The organism is Pseudomonas phoenicis, from assembly GCF_047302395.1.
Classification (GTDB): domain Bacteria; phylum Pseudomonadota; class Gammaproteobacteria; order Pseudomonadales; family Pseudomonadaceae; genus Aquipseudomonas.
The window spans coordinates 1858797-1876002 of record NZ_CP154852.1 but is presented as its reverse complement, the minus strand read 5'-3'; the positions used below and the strand labels follow the sequence as shown (position 1 = coordinate 1876002).

Annotated in this window: 6 protein-coding genes (1 of these 6 running past the window's edge); 4 read left to right on the top strand and 2 right to left on the bottom strand. The window is 59.9% G+C overall.

The genetic code is table 11. The annotated features are described in order from the left end of the window. Positions 1 to 4: 4 nt before the first annotated feature. From AA0Z93_RS08340 to AA0Z93_RS08330, 3 genes are all read left to right on the top strand, one after another. The gene (locus tag AA0Z93_RS08340) at positions 5 to 610 is read left to right on the top strand and encodes a LysE family translocator (RefSeq protein WP_413049043.1); all 606 of its coding nucleotides are present in this window, start codon (positions 5 to 7) and stop codon (positions 608 to 610) included. Positions 611 to 695: 85 nt separating this feature from the next. Next, positions 696 to 1511 carry an AraC family transcriptional regulator gene (locus AA0Z93_RS08335; protein WP_413049042.1) on the top strand — a complete coding sequence of 272 codons (816 nt, stop codon included), beginning with the start codon at positions 696 to 698 and terminating at the stop codon, positions 1509 to 1511. A gap of 138 nt (positions 1512 to 1649) precedes the next feature. After that, positions 1650 to 3137, top strand: coding sequence for a YifB family Mg chelatase-like AAA ATPase (locus AA0Z93_RS08330; protein WP_413049041.1), 1488 nt, complete (start codon positions 1650 to 1652; stop codon positions 3135 to 3137). Between the two features lie 94 nt (positions 3138 to 3231). Here the strand turns inward: AA0Z93_RS08330 and AA0Z93_RS08325 are convergent, their stop codons facing one another. Then, positions 3232 to 4608, bottom strand: a complete 1377-nt coding sequence (locus AA0Z93_RS08325; RefSeq protein ID WP_413049040.1) for an HlyD family type I secretion periplasmic adaptor subunit — start codon at positions 4606 to 4608, stop codon at positions 3232 to 3234. Continuing rightward, on the bottom strand, positions 4598 to 6754 hold the full coding sequence (locus AA0Z93_RS08320) for a type I secretion system permease/ATPase (RefSeq protein WP_413049039.1): 2157 nt from the start codon (positions 6752 to 6754) through the stop codon (positions 4598 to 4600). Before AA0Z93_RS08320 ends, AA0Z93_RS08325 begins: the two co-directional genes overlap by 11 nt. A gap of 720 nt (positions 6755 to 7474) precedes the next feature. Between AA0Z93_RS08320 and AA0Z93_RS08315 the strand changes: the two genes are divergently transcribed. Continuing rightward, on the top strand, positions 7475 to 17206 hold the start of the coding sequence (locus AA0Z93_RS08315) for an immunoglobulin-like domain-containing protein (protein ID WP_413398573.1). It continues 22935 nt past the right edge of the window; 9732 of the gene's 32667 nt are visible here — the first part of the coding sequence; the start codon lies at positions 7475 to 7477; the stop codon falls past the right edge of the window.

Here is a 17206-nt window from a genome sequence, read left to right as displayed (position 1 = left end):
CGACATGGAAATATTTTTGTACGCCTTCAGCGTCATGTACAGCCCAGGGCCCGTCAATGTGATGGGGCTGAATGCCGGATTGACGGGGCAAGTTCGCCGAACCCTTGGATTTTTCATGGGCGTAGGCTGCGCGATGTTCACGTTGCTCCTGTTGTTCGGCTACACCGGCGAGGCGTTGCTATCGCGCAGTGCACTGCCCTATCTGGCACTCGTCGGCGGCCTCTACACGTTGTACCTGGCATTCAAGGTATTCACTTCACACGTGGTCTTGCCTGGCAAAACCGAACAGGTATGGCCGGCGGAAAAACCACTGACATTCTGGAACGGGTTTCTGATTCAGGCCTTGAACCCCAAAGGCATGATGGTGGTGCTGCCCATTACTACCGTGATGTTTCCGGCGGCCCACATCACTGGAGTGACCATCGCCGTGGTATCGATGATGATTGCACTTGGCGGCGCCGGCGCCCCTGGAAGCTACTCGTTGCTAGGTGCCGTTCTTGGCAGGCGAATCACCAAGGATGCTTATTTCAATCTGTTCAATCGCTTGATGGGTTGTGTGCTGGCGGTATGCGCGGCCTTGATGCTCCACGATTTCTGGATTCATGTCTGAGGATGGAAGACATACACTGCCAAACATCCGACCAGGCTGGCGGTCGACGCCATGCCAAAGCACCCGAACGCTTGGAGCAACCATCGTGATCGAGCTTCCATCCACCAAGGATTGGGTACGGCATTCGCCCCACACCTCGAAACTCGAGCGGTTGGAAGCGTTCTTCAGCGCGCACGGTTTCGCCCCCCATCGACATGACACCTATGCCATCGGTCGAACCCTGTCGGGCGTACAAAGCTTTCGCTATCGCGGCGAGCAGCGAAACAGCCTGCCTGGAGAAACCCTCGTTCTGCACCCCGACGAAGAGCACGACGGTCACGCCGGCAACGATTCGGGTTTCCGTTACAGGATGCTGTACATCACGCCCGAACTGGCTCAGCAGGTGCTGCATGGCAAGCCACTGCCTTTCTTGCAAGGGGGCATTTCCAGTGATCCTCGGGTCGCCGCCGCGACCGACCACATCCTTTGCGCATTGGACGTGCCGCTTGATCCGCTGGAAGAGGACGACGCCATTTTCCAACTGTTCACCACGTTGCAGGCGGTATGCGGCGAACGTGCCACTGCGGGCGCCAGTTGTTTCAAGGCCGCGGACCGTGCCCGTGAGTACATGCTCGACAACCTTCAGCGGCCGATCAGCCTGGACGATCTGGCCGAATGCACTGGCCGAGACAAATGGAGCCTGTCGAAGGACTATCGCGTCTATTTCGGCACGAGCCCCCACCGCTACCTGACCATGCGCCGCCTCGACCGCATGAAGGCTGCGGTTTTCGCAGGCAAATCATTGGTCGATGCCTCGATGGAGGCCGGCTTCTTCGATCAAAGCCACATGACCAGGCACTTCAAGAAAGCCTTCGGCGTCTCACCGGCGCGCTGGTGCCGCTCGATAGACCAGGCCCGATAGAGCCGCGGCCCGGCGTTGGGCGCGCAATGCGACAGACGCGCAAAATTTTGTCTCGATTGGCCACCTCCCGCAACCGCTGCGCCGCCTATGCTTGCCCTGCCGCAGGAAGCGGTTCCCCTTGGTGACAACGGAGTGTCCATGGCCCTAGCCCTCGTCCACAGCCGCGCCCAGGTGGGCGTCCAGGCGCCTGCCGTCAGCGTCGAAACCCACTTGGCCAACGGCTTGCCGACCCTCACCTTGGTGGGTCTGCCGGAAGCTACGGTCAAGGAAAGCAAAGACCGGGTGCGCAGCGCGATCGTCAACTCCCAGCTGGAGTATCCGGCCCGGCGTATCACCCTCAGTCTGGCGCCCGCCGACCTGCCCAAGGACGGCGGTCGCTACGACCTGGCCATCGCCTTGGGCATTCTCGCTGCCAATGGCCAGGTGCCGGCCGTCCACCTCGGTGAATACGAGTGCCTCGGCGAGCTGGCATTGTCGGGCGCGCTGCGTGCAGTGCAGGGCGTGTTACCGGCAGCGTTGGCCGCGCGCGAGGCCGGGCGCGCGCTGGTGGTGCCCAAGGAAAACGCCGAGGAAGCGAGCCTGGCCAGTGGCCTGGTGGTCTATGCGATCGGCCACCTGCTGGAATTGGTCGGGCATCTGACGGGCCAGACGCCGCTCACGCCCTACGCGGCCAACGGTCTGATCCTCCATAGCCACCCCTACCCCGATCTGTGCGACGTGCAAGGGCAAGTGGCGGCCAAGCGGGCGCTCACCGTGGCGGCGGCCGGGGCACACAATCTGTTGTTCACCGGCCCTCCCGGCACTGGCAAGACCTTGCTGGCCAGCCGCCTGCCGGGCCTGTTGCCGCCGCTCAACGAGCAGGAGGCCCTGGAAGTGGCAGCCATCCGCTCGGTCAGCGGCCATGGCCCGCTCAACGCTTGGCCACAGCGTCCGTTCCGCCATCCGCATCACTCCGCGTCGGGACCGGCACTGGTCGGCGGCGGTAGCCGGCCACGGCCTGGGGAAATCACCCTGGCGCACCACGGCGTGCTGTTTCTCGACGAGTTGCCCGAGTTCGAGCGGCGGGTGCTGGAGGTGCTGCGCGAGCCGCTCGAATCGGGCGAGATCGTGGTGGCCAGGGCGCGCGACAAAACCCGCTTCCCGGCGCGCTTCCAGTTGGTGGCGGCGATGAACCCCTGTCCCTGCGGCTATCTGGCTGACCCCAGCGGTCGTTGCCGTTGCAGCACCGAGCAGATCCAGCGCTATCGCAACAAGCTTTCCGGCCCCTTGCTCGACCGCATCGACCTGCACCTCACCGTCGCCCGCGAAAGCACCGTGCTCAGCCAGGCCCCCAGCGGCGAGCGCAGCGCCGACATCGCCAAGCGGGTGGCCGAAGTGCGCAACCTGCAACAGCAGCGTCAAGGCCGTGCCAACGCCTTTCTCGACATGCAGGGCCTGCACGCCCATTGCGCCTTGAGCAGCGATGACCAGGCCTGGCTGGAAAACGCCTGCGAGCGTTTGAGCTTGTCGTTGCGCGCGGCGCATCGCTTGCTCAAGGTGGCGCGCACCCTGGCGGACCTCGACGGAGCGCCCAGCATCCGCCGCACGCACCTCGGTGAAGCGCTGCAATACCGGCCGGGGAGTTGAGCCGCATGCGCGCAGCCATCGCACCGGCCCAGCTACACCGATGACTAAGAAAATGCCCCAATCAAGGGGCGTTCGCTCAAGCGCTACACCCTCATCAACGTTCGCGCAACGCCTCGTCCCGCGCTTTGATGATCGGCTTGAGCAAGTAGCTCATGATGGTCTTTTTGCCGGTCTTGATATCCACCGTGGCGACCATGCCTGGAATGATCAGCAACGGCTTGGTGTCGCTGCCCAGGTGGCTGCGCTCGGTACGAAGGCGTATGGGGTAATAGGTGGTTTTCTTGTCTTCGTCGGTGATGGTGTCGACGCCGATCTGTTCGAGGGTCGCATCCAGCCCGCCGTAGATCGTGTAGTCGTAGGCCGTGAATTTGACCGTGGCGTGCTGCCCGGGATGGAGGAAGGCGATGTCTTTGGGCAGGATCTTCGCCTCGATCACCAACGTGTCGTCCAGCGGGACGATCTCGACGATGTCGCTGCCCGGCTGGATCACCCCGCCGATGGTGTTGATCAGCAGCTGCTTGACGATCCCGCGTACGGGCGAGGTCACCATGGTGCGGTTGACCCGATCGTCTAGCGCTTTGCTGGTCGCGGTAGCCTTGTTCAGGTCGGTGCGCGCCTCGTTGAGCTGGGTAAGCGCATCGCTACGGAATTTGCCGCGGCTTTCCTCGACTTTGCTTTGGATCTCCTTGATGGCGGCTTCCGCACGGGGAATGGCCAGCGCGGTGGCGTCCATTTCGCCACGGATCTCCACCTCCGAACGGCGCAGGCGCAGGATTTCCACAGGCGATACCGCGCCCTTGGCCACCAAGGGTTCGGACATGCCGATTTCCTGGCGCAGCAGCTGCAAGCTGTTGGCGTATTGCGCACGCTTGGAACCGTACTCACGCAGTTCCTGCTGGCGCTGCACGAGCTGTTGCTGCAAACCACCCAGCTCATCGTTGAGTTGCTGGCGACGGCTCTGGTACAGCGACTCTTCACTGGCGGCCTGGCTCGGGGCGGCTTGGCGCAGCTTGTCGTCGATCTGCAACGGCCGACCTTCGACTTCGGCGCTCAGGCGCTCGACGCGCAAGGCCATGGACACACGCTCGGCTTCGGTTTCACCAACGTTGGAAACGAAGCGGGTTTCGTCCAAACGCAGCAGAGGCTGACCGATTTCCACCACCTCGCCTTCCTTGGCGAAGATCTCGGCGACGATGCCGCCCTCGAGATTTTGCACCTTCTGGATTTTCGAGGACGGAATGGCTTTGCCTTCGCCTCGGGTCACTTCATCGATGGGTGCAAAACAGGCCCACAGCACGAAGCACAGGAAGAACAGCAAAATGCCCCAGATGGTCAGGCGCACCACGCGAGGAGCATCCTCGATCAGGGCCTTGTTGACCTCTGGCAGAGGTTGCCCGGCAAGCGAGCGCTTGCCCTTGAAGTACTCGCGCAGGCCGTTCTTGAACTGGCCGATATCGAACTTAAGCGACACTGATCTGCCCCTTCTTCAGTGCATCCATGACAGCCGCTTTCGGACCGTCGGCCACTACGCTGCCGCGGTCGATGACGATCAGCCTGTCTACCAGCGAAAGCAAGGAAGCGCGGTGGGTGACCAGCAAGACGGTGCGGCCTTCGATGACCGCCTGTAGCCGTTGCTTGAGGCGTTCTTCGCCGGTGTTGTCCATGGCGCTGGTAGGCTCGTCGAGCAAGAGGATTTGCGGGCTGAGCAACAGCGCGCGGCCCAGGGCGACGTTCTGCCGTTGGCCACCGGACAGGTTTTGCCCGCGCTCACCCACTTGCAGCTCATAGCCGTCCGGATGCAGGCGGGCGAACTCGTGCACGCCCGACAGCTCGGCGGCTTGCAGGATCAGTTCGTCTTCGATATAGCGCGCGCCACTGACCAGGTTGTCGCGCAGGGTGCCGGCCAGCAGTTGGATATCTTGCGGCACATAGCCGACGTTATGGCGCAGCTCGCTGACGTCGATCTGCCGAATGTCCACACCATCGACCAGCAACGAGCCGTTTTCGGCCTCGTACAAGCCCACGATCAGCTTGGCCAGCGAGCTTTTGCCGGAACCGCTACGGCCGATGATGCCGACCTTCTCGCCAGGACGGATGATCAGATTGATGCCCTTGAGCGCCTTGTTCTGCTGATTGGGGTAAGTGAAGTCCACACCACGGAACTCCAGAGCGCCCTGTAGCACTTGGCGGCTCAGCGGGCGCTCTTCGAAATTGCGCTCCTGCGGCAGGCTCATCATCTGGTCGGTGGCGGTCATGGTGACCTTGGCCTGCTGATAGCGCGCCAGCAGCCCGTTGAGTTGGCCCAGCGGGCCGAGCGCACGACCGCTGAGCATGTAGCAGGCCACCAGGCCGCCCATGCTCAGATCGCCAGCGATGATCAGGTAGACGCCGACGCAGATCATCGCCACACCGGCCAGTTGCTGGATCAGCATGGTGATGTTCATGGCCAGGCCCGACAGCACCTTGACCCGCAATTCGAGCCGGCTGAGCGTGCCCAGGGTCTGCTCCCACAGGTATTGGCGTTCGCTCTCGGCGTTGTTGACCTTGATAGCATCTAGACCCGCCAGAGTTTCGATCAGGCTCGACTGGCGTTCGGAGGCCAACGCCATGGTACGTTCCATGGTCGCCATCAACGGTTTTTGCAAGGCGTAGCCGATGCCCAGCGCCAGCGGGAAGGCCAGGACCGGAATCCACACCAGATGACCGCCGATGATGGCGATCACCATAAGGATCAGCAGGGTGAACGGCAGGTCGATCAGACTGGTCAGGGTCAAGGATGCCAGGAAGTCGCGCAGCCCTTGGAACTCATGGATGTTCTGCGCATAGCTGCCGACCCGCGCGGGGCGGTATTTCATGGCCATGCCGACGATGCGTTCGAACAACGTGGCAGAGATGATCAAATCGGTCTTTTTGCCGGCCAGGTCCAGGCACAGGCTGCGCAAGCCTTTGAGGACCAGGTCGAAGACATAGGCCAGGCCGATGCCCACTGCCAGCACCCAAAGGGTCGAAGTGGCTTGGTTGGGCACCACGCGGTCATACACGTTCATGACGAACAACGGCGCCGCCATGGCGATGATGTTGATGATCAAGCTGGCGGCGATGGCGTCGGCGTAGAGCCATTTACTGCGCAGCAGGGTGTCGCGGAACCAGGATTTGGCACGCGGGATGAGGTTGCCATGGTTGACGTCGTACTTGTGCTGGGGCTGTGCGAAAAACACTTTGCCGCTGTAGTCGTCTTCCAACGCTTCCCGAGTGATGCGCACTTCGCCGCCGTCGCTCTCGCTGAGCAGCAAGCGGGCCGTGTCTTCGCCCTCCCACCCCAACAGCACGGCGCTGCGGCCGCGCTTGAGCAGCAGCATGGCAGGCATGGCGATCGTTGGAATGTCCTGAAGCTTGCGCTGCAACAGACGCCCTTGCAGCCCCGCACGGGCCGCAGCACGAGGCAACAGTTCCGGGCTCAGACGTTGCGCGGGAAGCGGCAGGCCGGTCGTGAGCATGGCACGGCTGGCGGGTTTCTGATGCAGGACGCACAGCGTCAACAGGCTGTCGAGCAGCGGATCGTCATGTTGACTGCGGGGGTCATGGCTGAGGTGCACTCGACTGACTTCGGATTCCACGCGGGCACTCACTCCAAGCTTGCGGGGTTCGACCAGACGCCGTGGCAACGTATGGCGGCGGAATCTGGGACTTCAAAAGGGCACCGCAACGATCGCGCACACCCCAAGATTCGGTTCATAACAACTGCACAGTGCAGACGCTGCGTTTTATGGCAAAGTTCAAACCTCGCCACGGCTCGTCAAGCGGAAAAACAATCTCATTTACCAGCGCCTAAACTTCGAAGCGTCGATGCCGAAATATGAAATATTCGTCACTCAATGCCTCAAGCCTAACCGTAGATCAAGTGGATGCAAGGCGATTTTTTTCAGGATCGCGCATCCTGCAGCGGTGTGACGTACCTGGAATGGCCATCATAGAGGCATCACGCCAGAAATATCGAGGAATTCTGCCCGCGCGTCCCGTTGCAGAGCGGCTATGCTGGGAAACCCAGCGTGGTGGCAGAGGTGATTTACTTACCGATTACACCGTCTGAGCTATTGCATCCCAGCTAGTGCAAAAGTAAGAATTGGCAGCTACCAGATTTTCGATATGTCATGTTCCCAATTTGCGTGAAATTTCGACTGGGTCACGCTTTTTTCCGCGACACGTTTATTTAGCGCGTTAACCACACTTTAAGCAGTTTGCCGCTATCAGCGGCATTGCAACTCTCTTCTGTTCATACGCGCACGCGGACGTGCGAGGCCTACCGGCCGACAGAGGATCCAACCGGAGAAGGTCCAATGAGCAGTGTCGTCGCCATCGTCAAAACCATCGTAGGTCAAGTTGTTGCCGTTTCGGCAGAAGGTGTACGGCGGTTTTTGATCGAAGGCGACCGGATCTATGCCGGCGAGCAGATCCTCACTGGCGAAGCGGGTGCCGTCACCCTGGAGTTCACCGATGGCCGCATGCTGGACCTTGGCCGCGATACGCAGTGGTCTGCCAATGTGCCTGACCAAGCGGCCGAGCTGAGCGAGGCCACCGCGCAGTCCGCGCCATCGGTGCAAGAGCTGCAGCAAGCGATCGCCGCCGGTCTCGACCCGACCACTGAGCTGGAAGCACCTGCCGCCGGACAGACCGGAAACCCAGGCGGTGCTGCGGGTGGCGGTCACAGCTTCGTGCTGCTGAGCGAGGTGGGCGGTGAGGTCGATCCGACCATTGGCTACCCGACCGAACCGCTGCAGTTCGCGGCTGCCGCCGACGATGTACAGACTGCTGGGCAGGATACTAGCGCGGGGAATGCGACTGGAACCGATACAGGTACTGGAACCGGGGGCGGGACTGGAACCGGGACCGATACAGGGACTGGAACCGGGGGCGGGACCGGTACAGGGACTGGAACCGGGGGCGGGACCGGTACAGGGACCGGAACCGGGGGCGGGACTGGAACCGGGACCGATACAGGGACTGGAGGCGGGAATACTGCCACAGACCCTACTACCCTCACGGTGACGCTGGCCGCAACACCTACCGTCAGCGAAGCTGGCGGTGTGATCATCTATACCGCCACGGTCAACCGTCCTCCGCTCTCGGACCTGAGCTTGACGCTGTCCAACGGCGCCGTAATTCTTATCCCGGCCGGGCAAAGCCAGGGTACCGTCAACGTCAACGTCAATCCCGGCGACACCGTCTACGTCGATGACCGCGATGTCTCGGCCAGCATCGTCAGCGGCAGCGGTGGCGGCGAACCCGTGCTAGCCGATACCACACCGGCCGTGACACAGATTCTCGATACCATCGACACCACCACGCTTACTCTGAGCGCTACGCCCAGCGTGACCGAGGGTGGCGTAATCACCTATACCGTGGCGCTGACCAACCCGGCGCAAACCCCGGTAACCGTTACCTTGTCCAATGGCCAGACGCTGGTCATCCAGGCGGGCCAATCCACTGCCAGTATCGATGCTCCGGCCCCGGCTGACGATGCCTACGCTGGGCAGGCTCCGGTCAGCGTCAGCATCACCGGTGCCACGGGTGGTAATTTTGAAAACCTGGTCGCCGATCAATCGCCGGTCACGACGGCTGTTACTGATGTAGCCACCACTACAACTTTGTCGCTTGCAGCCACCCCGTCCGTTGCTGAAGGCGGCTCGATTGTCTATACCGCGACCTTGAGCAATCCGGCCGGCTCTCCGGTCACGGTGACCTTGAGCAACGGTCAGGTCATTACCATTGCCGCCAACCAGACTTCAGGTAGCGTTACTGTTGCTGCGCCGGGCGATGATCCGTATGTAGATGGCGGCAATGTCAGCGCACGCATCACAAATGCTACCGGCGGCAACTTTGAGAATCTGGCGGTTAATGGCGCACCGGCAGTTACCACGGTCACCGATACTATCGACACGACTACCGTCACGCTGACGGCTGCATCGTCGGTTGCTGAAGGTGGTGTCATCACCTACACCGCTTCGATAGGCGCGCCGGTAACTGGTAGCCCGGTGTTGGTAACTTTGGCGAACGGCCAGACCATCACTATCGCTGTTGGTCAAAGCTCGGGGACTGTTAACGTTCCTGTGGCTGATGATGCCTACCAAGGCAACGCTCCAGTAAGCACCAACATCACCAACGTCTCGGGCGGCAATTACGAAAACCTGATAGCTGATCAGTCGACGGTCATAACCGCCGTTACAGATGTGGCCACAACGACGACTTTGTCGCTGGCGGCTACACCTGCGGTCGCTGAAGGCGGCTCGATCGTTTACACAGCGACGTTGAGCAACCCAGCGGGCTCTCCAGTCACGGTGACGTTGAGCAACGGCCAAGTCATTACCATTGCCGCCAACCAGACTTCGGGCAGCGTTACTGTTGCTGCACCGGGCGATGATCCGTACGTCGACGGCGGCAATGTCAGCGCGCAGATCACTAACGCTACCGGCGGCAACTTCGAGAACTTGGCGGTCAATGGCGCACCGGCAGTTACCACGGTCACCGATACTATCGACACGACTACCGTCACGCTGACGGCTGCATCGTCGGTTGCTGAAGGTGGTGTCATCACCTACATCGCTTCGATAGGCGCGCCGGTAACTGGTAGCCCGGTGTTGGTAACTTTGGCGAACGGCCAGACCATCACTATCGCTGTTGGTCAAAGCTCGGGGACTGTTAACGTTCCTGTGGCTGATGATGCCTACCAAGGCAATGTCCCGGTCACTACCAACATCACCAACGTCTCGGGTGGCAACTACGAGAACCTGGTCGCTGACCAATCGCCGGTCACGACAGCTGTTACTGACGTAGCCACCACTACAACTTTGTCGCTTGCAGCCACCCCGTCCGTTGCTGAAGGCGGTTCGATCGTTTACACGGCGACGTTGAGCAACCCAGCGGGCTCTCCAGTCACGGTGACGTTGAGCAACGGTCAAGTCATTACCATTGCCGCCAACCAGACTTCGGGCAGCGTTACTGTTGCTGCGCCGGGCGATGATCCGTATGTAGATGGCGGCAATGTCAGCGCGCAGATCACCAACGCTACCGGTGGCAACTTCGAGAACTTGGCAGTAAATGGTGCACCGGCAGTTACCACGGTCACCGATACTATCGACACGACTACCGTCACGCTGACGGCTGCATCGTCGGTTGCTGAAGGTGGTGTCATCACCTACACCGCTTCGATAGGCGCGCCGGTAACTGGTAGCCCGGTGTTGGTAACTTTGGCGAACGGCCAGACCATCACTATCGCTGTTGGTCAAAGCTCGGGGACTGTTAACGTTCCTGTGGCTGATGATGCCTACCAAGGCAACGCTCCAGTAAGCACCAACATCACCAACGTCTCGGGCGGCAATTACGAAAACCTGATAGCTGATCAGTCGACGGTCATAACCGCCGTTACAGATGTGGCCACAACGACGACTTTGTCGCTGGCGGCTACACCTGCGGTCGCTGAAGGCGGCTCGATCGTTTACACAGCGACGTTGAGCAACCCAGCGGGCTCTCCAGTCACGGTGACGTTGAGCAACGGCCAAGTCATTACCATTGCCGCCAACCAGACTTCGGGCAGCGTTACTGTTGCTGCACCGGGCGATGATCCGTACGTCGACGGCGGCAATGTCAGCGCGCAGATCACTAACGCTACCGGCGGCAACTTCGAGAACTTGGCGGTCAATGGCGCACCGGCAGTTACCACGGTCACCGATACTATCGACACGACTACCGTCACGCTGACGGCTGCATCGTCGGTTGCTGAAGGTGGTGTCATCACCTACATCGCTTCGATAGGCGCGCCGGTAACTGGTAGCCCGGTGTTGGTAACTTTGGCGAACGGCCAGACCATCACTATCGCTGTTGGTCAAAGCTCGGGGACTGTTAACGTTCCTGTGGCTGATGATGCCTACCAAGGCAATGTCCCGGTCACTACCAACATCACCAACGTCTCGGGTGGCAACTACGAGAACCTGGTCGCTGACCAATCGCCGGTCACGACAGCTGTTACTGACGTAGCCACCACTACAACTTTGTCGCTTGCAGCCACCCCGTCCGTTGCTGAAGGCGGTTCGATCGTTTACACGGCGACGTTGAGCAACCCAGCGGGCTCTCCAGTCACGGTGACGTTGAGCAACGGTCAAGTCATTACCATTGCCGCCAACCAGACTTCGGGCAGCGTTACTGTTGCTGCGCCGGGCGATGATCCGTATGTAGATGGCGGCAATGTCAGCGCGCAGATCACCAACGCTACCGGTGGCAACTTCGAGAACTTGGCAGTAAATGGTGCACCGGCAGTCACTGCAGTCACCGACACTATCGACACGACTACCGTCACGCTGACGGCTGCATCGTCGGTTGCTGAAGGTGGTGTCATCACCTACACCGCTTCGATAGGCGCGCCGGTAACTGGTAGCCCGGTGTTGGTGACTTTGGCGAACGGCCAGACCATCACTATCGCTGTTGGTCAAAGCTCGGGGACTGTTAACGTTCCTGTGGCTGATGATGCCTACCAAGGCAACGCTCCAGTAAGCACCAACATCACCAACGTCTCGGGCGGCAATTACGAAAACCTGGTAGCTGATCAGTCGACGGTCACAACGGCCGTTACAGATGTGGCCACAACGACGACTTTGTCGCTGGCGGCTACACCTGCGGTCGCTGAAGGCGGCTCGATCGTTTACACAGCGACGTTGAGCAACCCGGCTGGCTCCCCAGTCACAGTGACCTTGAGCAACGGCCAAGTCATTACCATTGCGGCCAACCAGACTTCGGGTAGCGTCACTGTTGCTGCGCCGGGCGATGATCCGTACGTCGACGGCGGCAATGTTAGTGCGCGTATCACCAATGCTACTGGCGGCAACTTCGAGAACTTGGCAGTCAATGGTGCACCGGCAGTTACGGCGGTCACCGACACCATCGATACGACTACCGTCACGCTGACGGCTGCGTCGTCGGTTGCTGAGGGCGGCGTGATTACTTACACCGCTTCGGTAGGCGCGCCCGTCACAGGCACGCCTGTGATTGTCACGCTTGCCAATGGCCAAGCTATTACCATCGCTGTTGGTCAAAGCTCGGGGACCGTTAACGTTCCGGTGGCTGACGATGCCTACCAAGGCAATGCCCCGGTCACTACCAACATCACCAACGTCTCGGGAGGCAACTACGAGAACCTGGTCGCTGACCAATCGCCGGTCACGACGACTGTTACTGACGTAGCCACCACTACAACTTTGTCGCTTGCAGCCACCCCGTCCGTTGCTGAAGGCGGTTCGATCGTTTACACGGCGACGTTGAGCAACCCAGCGGGCTCTCCAGTCACGGTGACGTTGAGCAACGGTCAAGTCATTACCATTGCCGCCAACCAGACTTCGGGCAGCGTTACTGTCGCTGCACCGGGCGATGATCCGTACGTCGACGGCGGCAATGTTAGTGCGCGTATCACCAATGCTACTGGCGGCAACTTCGAAAACTTGGCGGTCAATGGTGCACCGGCGGTTACGGCGGTCACCGACACCATCGACACGACTACCGTCACGCTGACGGCTGCGTCGTCGGTTGCTGAGGGCGGCGTGATTACTTACACCGCTTCGGTAGGCGCGCCCGTCACAGGCACGCCTGTGATTGTCACGCTTGCCAATGGCCAAGTTATTACCATCGCTGTTGGTCAAAGCTCGGGGACCGTTAACGTTCCGGTGGCTGACGACGCCTACCAAGGCAACACTGCAGTAAGCACCAACATTACCAACGTCTCGGGTGGCAATTACGAAAACCTGGTAGCTGATCAGTCGACGGTCACAACCGCCGTTACAGATGTGGCCACGACGACGACTTTGTCGCTTGCGGCTACACCTTCGGTCGCTGAAGGCGGTTCGATTGTTTACACCGCTACGCTGAGCAACCCGGCCGGTACGGCGGTTACCGTCACCTTGAGCAACGGCCAAGTCATTACCATTGCGGCCAATCAGACTTCGGGCAGCGTTACTGTCGCTGCACCGGGCGATGATCCGTACGTCGACGGCGGCAACGTTAGTGCACGTATCACCAATGCTACCGGCGGCAACTTCGAGAACTTGGCAGTCAATGGTGCACCGGCAGTTACTTCCGTCACAGACACCATCGATACGACCACCGTCACGCTGACGGCTGCGTCGTCGGTTGCTGAAGGTGGTGTCATTACTTACACCGCTTCGGTGGGCGCGCCGGTAACTGGCAGTCCAGTCCTGGTGACTTTGGCGAACGGCCAGACCATTACCATCGCTGTTGGTCAAAGCTCGGGGACCATCAATGTTCCAGTCACTAATGATGTCTACCAAGGTCACGCGCCAGTCACCAATAGCATCGTAGGTGTGTCAGGCGGCAACTACGAAAACTTGGTAGCCAACCAAGTGCCAGTCACTACGCAAGTTACCGATGTTCAGGACACTACCACCGTAGTGTTGTCGGCTACCCCGTCAGTGGCAGAAGGCGGCACGATCGTCTACACAGCGACCGTCGCTTCGCCTGTAACTGGCTCGCCGGTAGTGGTCACGCTGAGCAATGGTCAGAGCATCACCATCGCAGTCGGTCAGACTTCTGGCACGGTTAACACTCCAGTAAGTAATGACGTTTATCAGGGCCACGCACCTGTCACGGCAAACATCACCACCGTATCGGGCGGCAGCTACGAGAACTTGGTAGCCAACCAAGCGCCAGTTACCACGCAAGTTACCGAGGTTCAGGACACCACCACCGTGGTGTTGTCGGCTACTCCGTCGGTCGCCGAAGGCGGCACCATCGTCTATACCGCGACTGTCGCTACGCCCGTAACTGGCTCGCCGGTAGTAGTGACGCTGAGCAATGGTCAGAGCATCACCATCGCCGTCGGCCAGACTTCTGGCACGGTTAACACCCCAGTTAGCAATGACGTTTATCAGGGCCACGCACCTGTCACGGCAAACATCACCACCGTATCGGGCGGCAGCTACGAGAACTTGGTAGCCAACCAAGCGCCAGTTACCACGCAAGTTACCGATGTTCAGGACACCACCACCGTGGTGTTGTCGGCTACTCCGTCGGTCGCCGAAGGCGGCACGATCGTCTACACCGCCACTGTCGCTTCGCCCGTAACTGGCTCACCGGTAGTGGTGACGCTGAGCAATGGTCAGAGCATCACTATCGTCGTCGGCCAGACTTCGGGCACGGTTAACACTCCAGTAAGTAATGACGTTTATCAGGGCCACGCACCTGTCACGGCAAACATCACCACCGTATCGGGCGGCAGCTACGAGAACTTGGTAGCCAACCAAGCGCCAGTTACCACGCAAGTTACCGATGCTCAGGACACCACCACCGTGGTGCTGTCGGCTACCCCGTCGGTCGCAGAAGGCGGCACCATCGTCTATACCGCGACTGTCGCTTCGCCTGTAACTGACTCGCCGGTAGTGGTCACGCTGAGCAATGGTCAGAGCATCACTATCGCGGTCGGCCAGACTTCGGGCACGGTTAACACTCCAGTAAGCAATGACGTTTATCAGGGCCACGCACCTGTTACGGCAAACATCACTACCGTATCCGGCGGCAGCTACGAGAACTTGGCTGCCGATCAAACGCCAGTCACCACAGCTGTTACCGACGTCCAAGACACTACTACTGTGGTGCTATCGGCTACCCCATCGGTCGCTGAAGGCGGCACGATCGTCTACACCGCGACCGTCGCTTCGCCTGTAACTGGTTCGCCAGTAGTGGTCGCGCTGAGCAATGGTCAGAGCATCACCATCGCGGTCGGTCAGACTTCGGGCACGGTTAACACTCCAGTAAGCAATGACGTTTATCAGGGCCACGCACCTGTTACGGCAAACATCACTACCGTATCGGGCGGCAACTACGAAAACTTGGTAGCCAACCAAGCGCCAGTCACTACGCAAGTTACCGATGTTCAGGACACCACCACCGTAGTGTTGTCGGCCACCCCGTCGGTCGCAGAAGGCGGGACGATCGTCTACACCGCGACTGTCGCTTCGCCTGTAACTGGCTCGCCGGTAGTGGTCACGCTGAGCAATGGTCAGAGCATCACCATCGCCATCGGCCAGACTTCGGGCACGGTTAACACTCCAGTAAGTAATGACGTCTACCAAGGCCACGCACCTGTCACGGCAAATATCACTACCGTATCGGGCGGCAGCTACGAGAACTTGGTAGCTAATCAGGCACCGGTCACCACGCAAGTCACCGACGTACAGGACACGACTACTGTAACTCTGACGGCGACCCCGTCTGTTGCTGAAGGCGGCTCGATTACCTACACCGCGAGCGTTAATGCACCGGTTACCGGTAGCCCGGTTGTGGTCAAACTTGCTAACGGCGAGACCATCACCATTGCTGTGGGTCAGAGCGCGGGGACTGTTACGACTCCGGTCAGCAATGATGTTTACCAAGGCCATGCGCCGGTCGATAACAGTATCGCTAGCGTCTCGGGTGGCAGCTATGAAAACTTGGTAGCCAACCAAGCGCCAGTTACTACGCAAGTCACTGATGTTCAGGACACCACCACCGTGGTGCTGTCGGCTACCCCGTCGGTTGCCGAAGGCGGCACGATCGTCTACACCGCGACTGTCGCTTCGCCTGTAACTGGGTCGCCAGTAGTGGTCGCGCTGAGCAATGGTCAGAGCATCACCATCGCGGTCGGTCAGACTTCGGGCACGGTTAACACTCCAGTAAGCAATGATGTCTACCAAGGCCACGCACCTGTTACGGCAAACATCACCACCGTATCGGGCGGCAGCTACGAGAACCTGGTAGCTAATCAGGCACCGGTCACCACACAAGTCACCGACGTACAGGACACGACTACCGTAACCCTGACGGCGACCCCGTCTGTTGCTGAAGGCGGATCGATTACCTACACCGCGAGCGTTAATGCACCGGTTACTGGTAGCCCGGTCGTGGTCAAGCTCGCCAATGGCGAGACCATTACCATTGCCGTCGGTCAAAGCGCGGGGACCGTTACGACTCCGGTCAGCAACGATGTCTATCAAGGCCATGCGCCGGTCGATAACAGCATCGCTAGCGTCTCGGGTGGCAACTACGAAAACCTGACCGCTGATCAAACACCGGTCACCACTACCGTTACTGATGTTCAAGACACTACTACTGTGGTGCTATCGGCCACCCCATCGGTCGCAGAAGGCGGCACGATCGTCTACACCGCGACTGTCGCTTCGCCTGTAACTGGTTCGCCAGTAGTGGTCACGCTGAGCAATGGTCAGAGCATCACCATCGCGGTCGGCCAGACTTCGGGCACGGTTAACACTCCAGTAAGCAATGATGTCTACCAAGGCCACGCACCTGTTACGGCAAACATCACCACCGTATCGGGCGGCAGCTACGAGAACCTGGTAGCTAATCAGGCACCGGTCACCACACAAGTCACCGACGTACAGGACACGACTACTGTAACTCTGACAGCGACCCCGTCTGTTGCTGAAGGCGGCTCGATCACCTACACCGCGAGCGTTAATGCACCGGTTACTGGTAGCCCAGTCGTGGTCAAGCTCGCCAATGGCGAGACCATTACCATTGCCGTCGGTCAAAGCGCGGGGACCGTCACGACTCCGGTCAGCAATGATGTTTACCAAGGCCATGCGCCGGTCGATAACAGCATCGCTAGCGTCTCGGGTGGCAATTACGAAAACTTGGTAGCCAACCAAGCGCCAGTTACTACGCAGGTCACTGATGTTCAGGACACCACCACTGTAGTGCTATCGGCTACCCCGTCAATTGCCGAAGGCGGCACGATCGTCTACACCGCGACTGTCGCTTCGCCTGTAACTGGTTCGCCAGTAGTGGTCGCGCTGAGCAATGGCCAGAGCATCACCATCGCGGTCGGTCAGACTTCGGGCACGGTTAACACTCCAGTAAGCAATGATGTCTACCAAGGCCACGCACCTGTTACGGCAAACATCACCACCGTATCGGGCGGCAGCTACGAGAACCTGGTAGCTAATCAGGCACCGGTCACCACACAAGTCACCGACGTACAGGACACGACTACCGTAACCCTGACGGCGACCCCGTCT

What these genes read in the sequence shown, in the direction of transcription:
- AA0Z93_RS08340 (WP_413049043.1), top strand. Translation starts at nt 5, where the DNA reads ATGGAAATATTTTTGTACGCCTTCAGCGTCATGTACAGCCCAGGGCCC.
- AA0Z93_RS08330 (WP_413049041.1), top strand. Translation starts at nt 1,650, where the DNA reads ATGGCCCTAGCCCTCGTCCACAGCCGCGCCCAGGTGGGCGTCCAGGCG.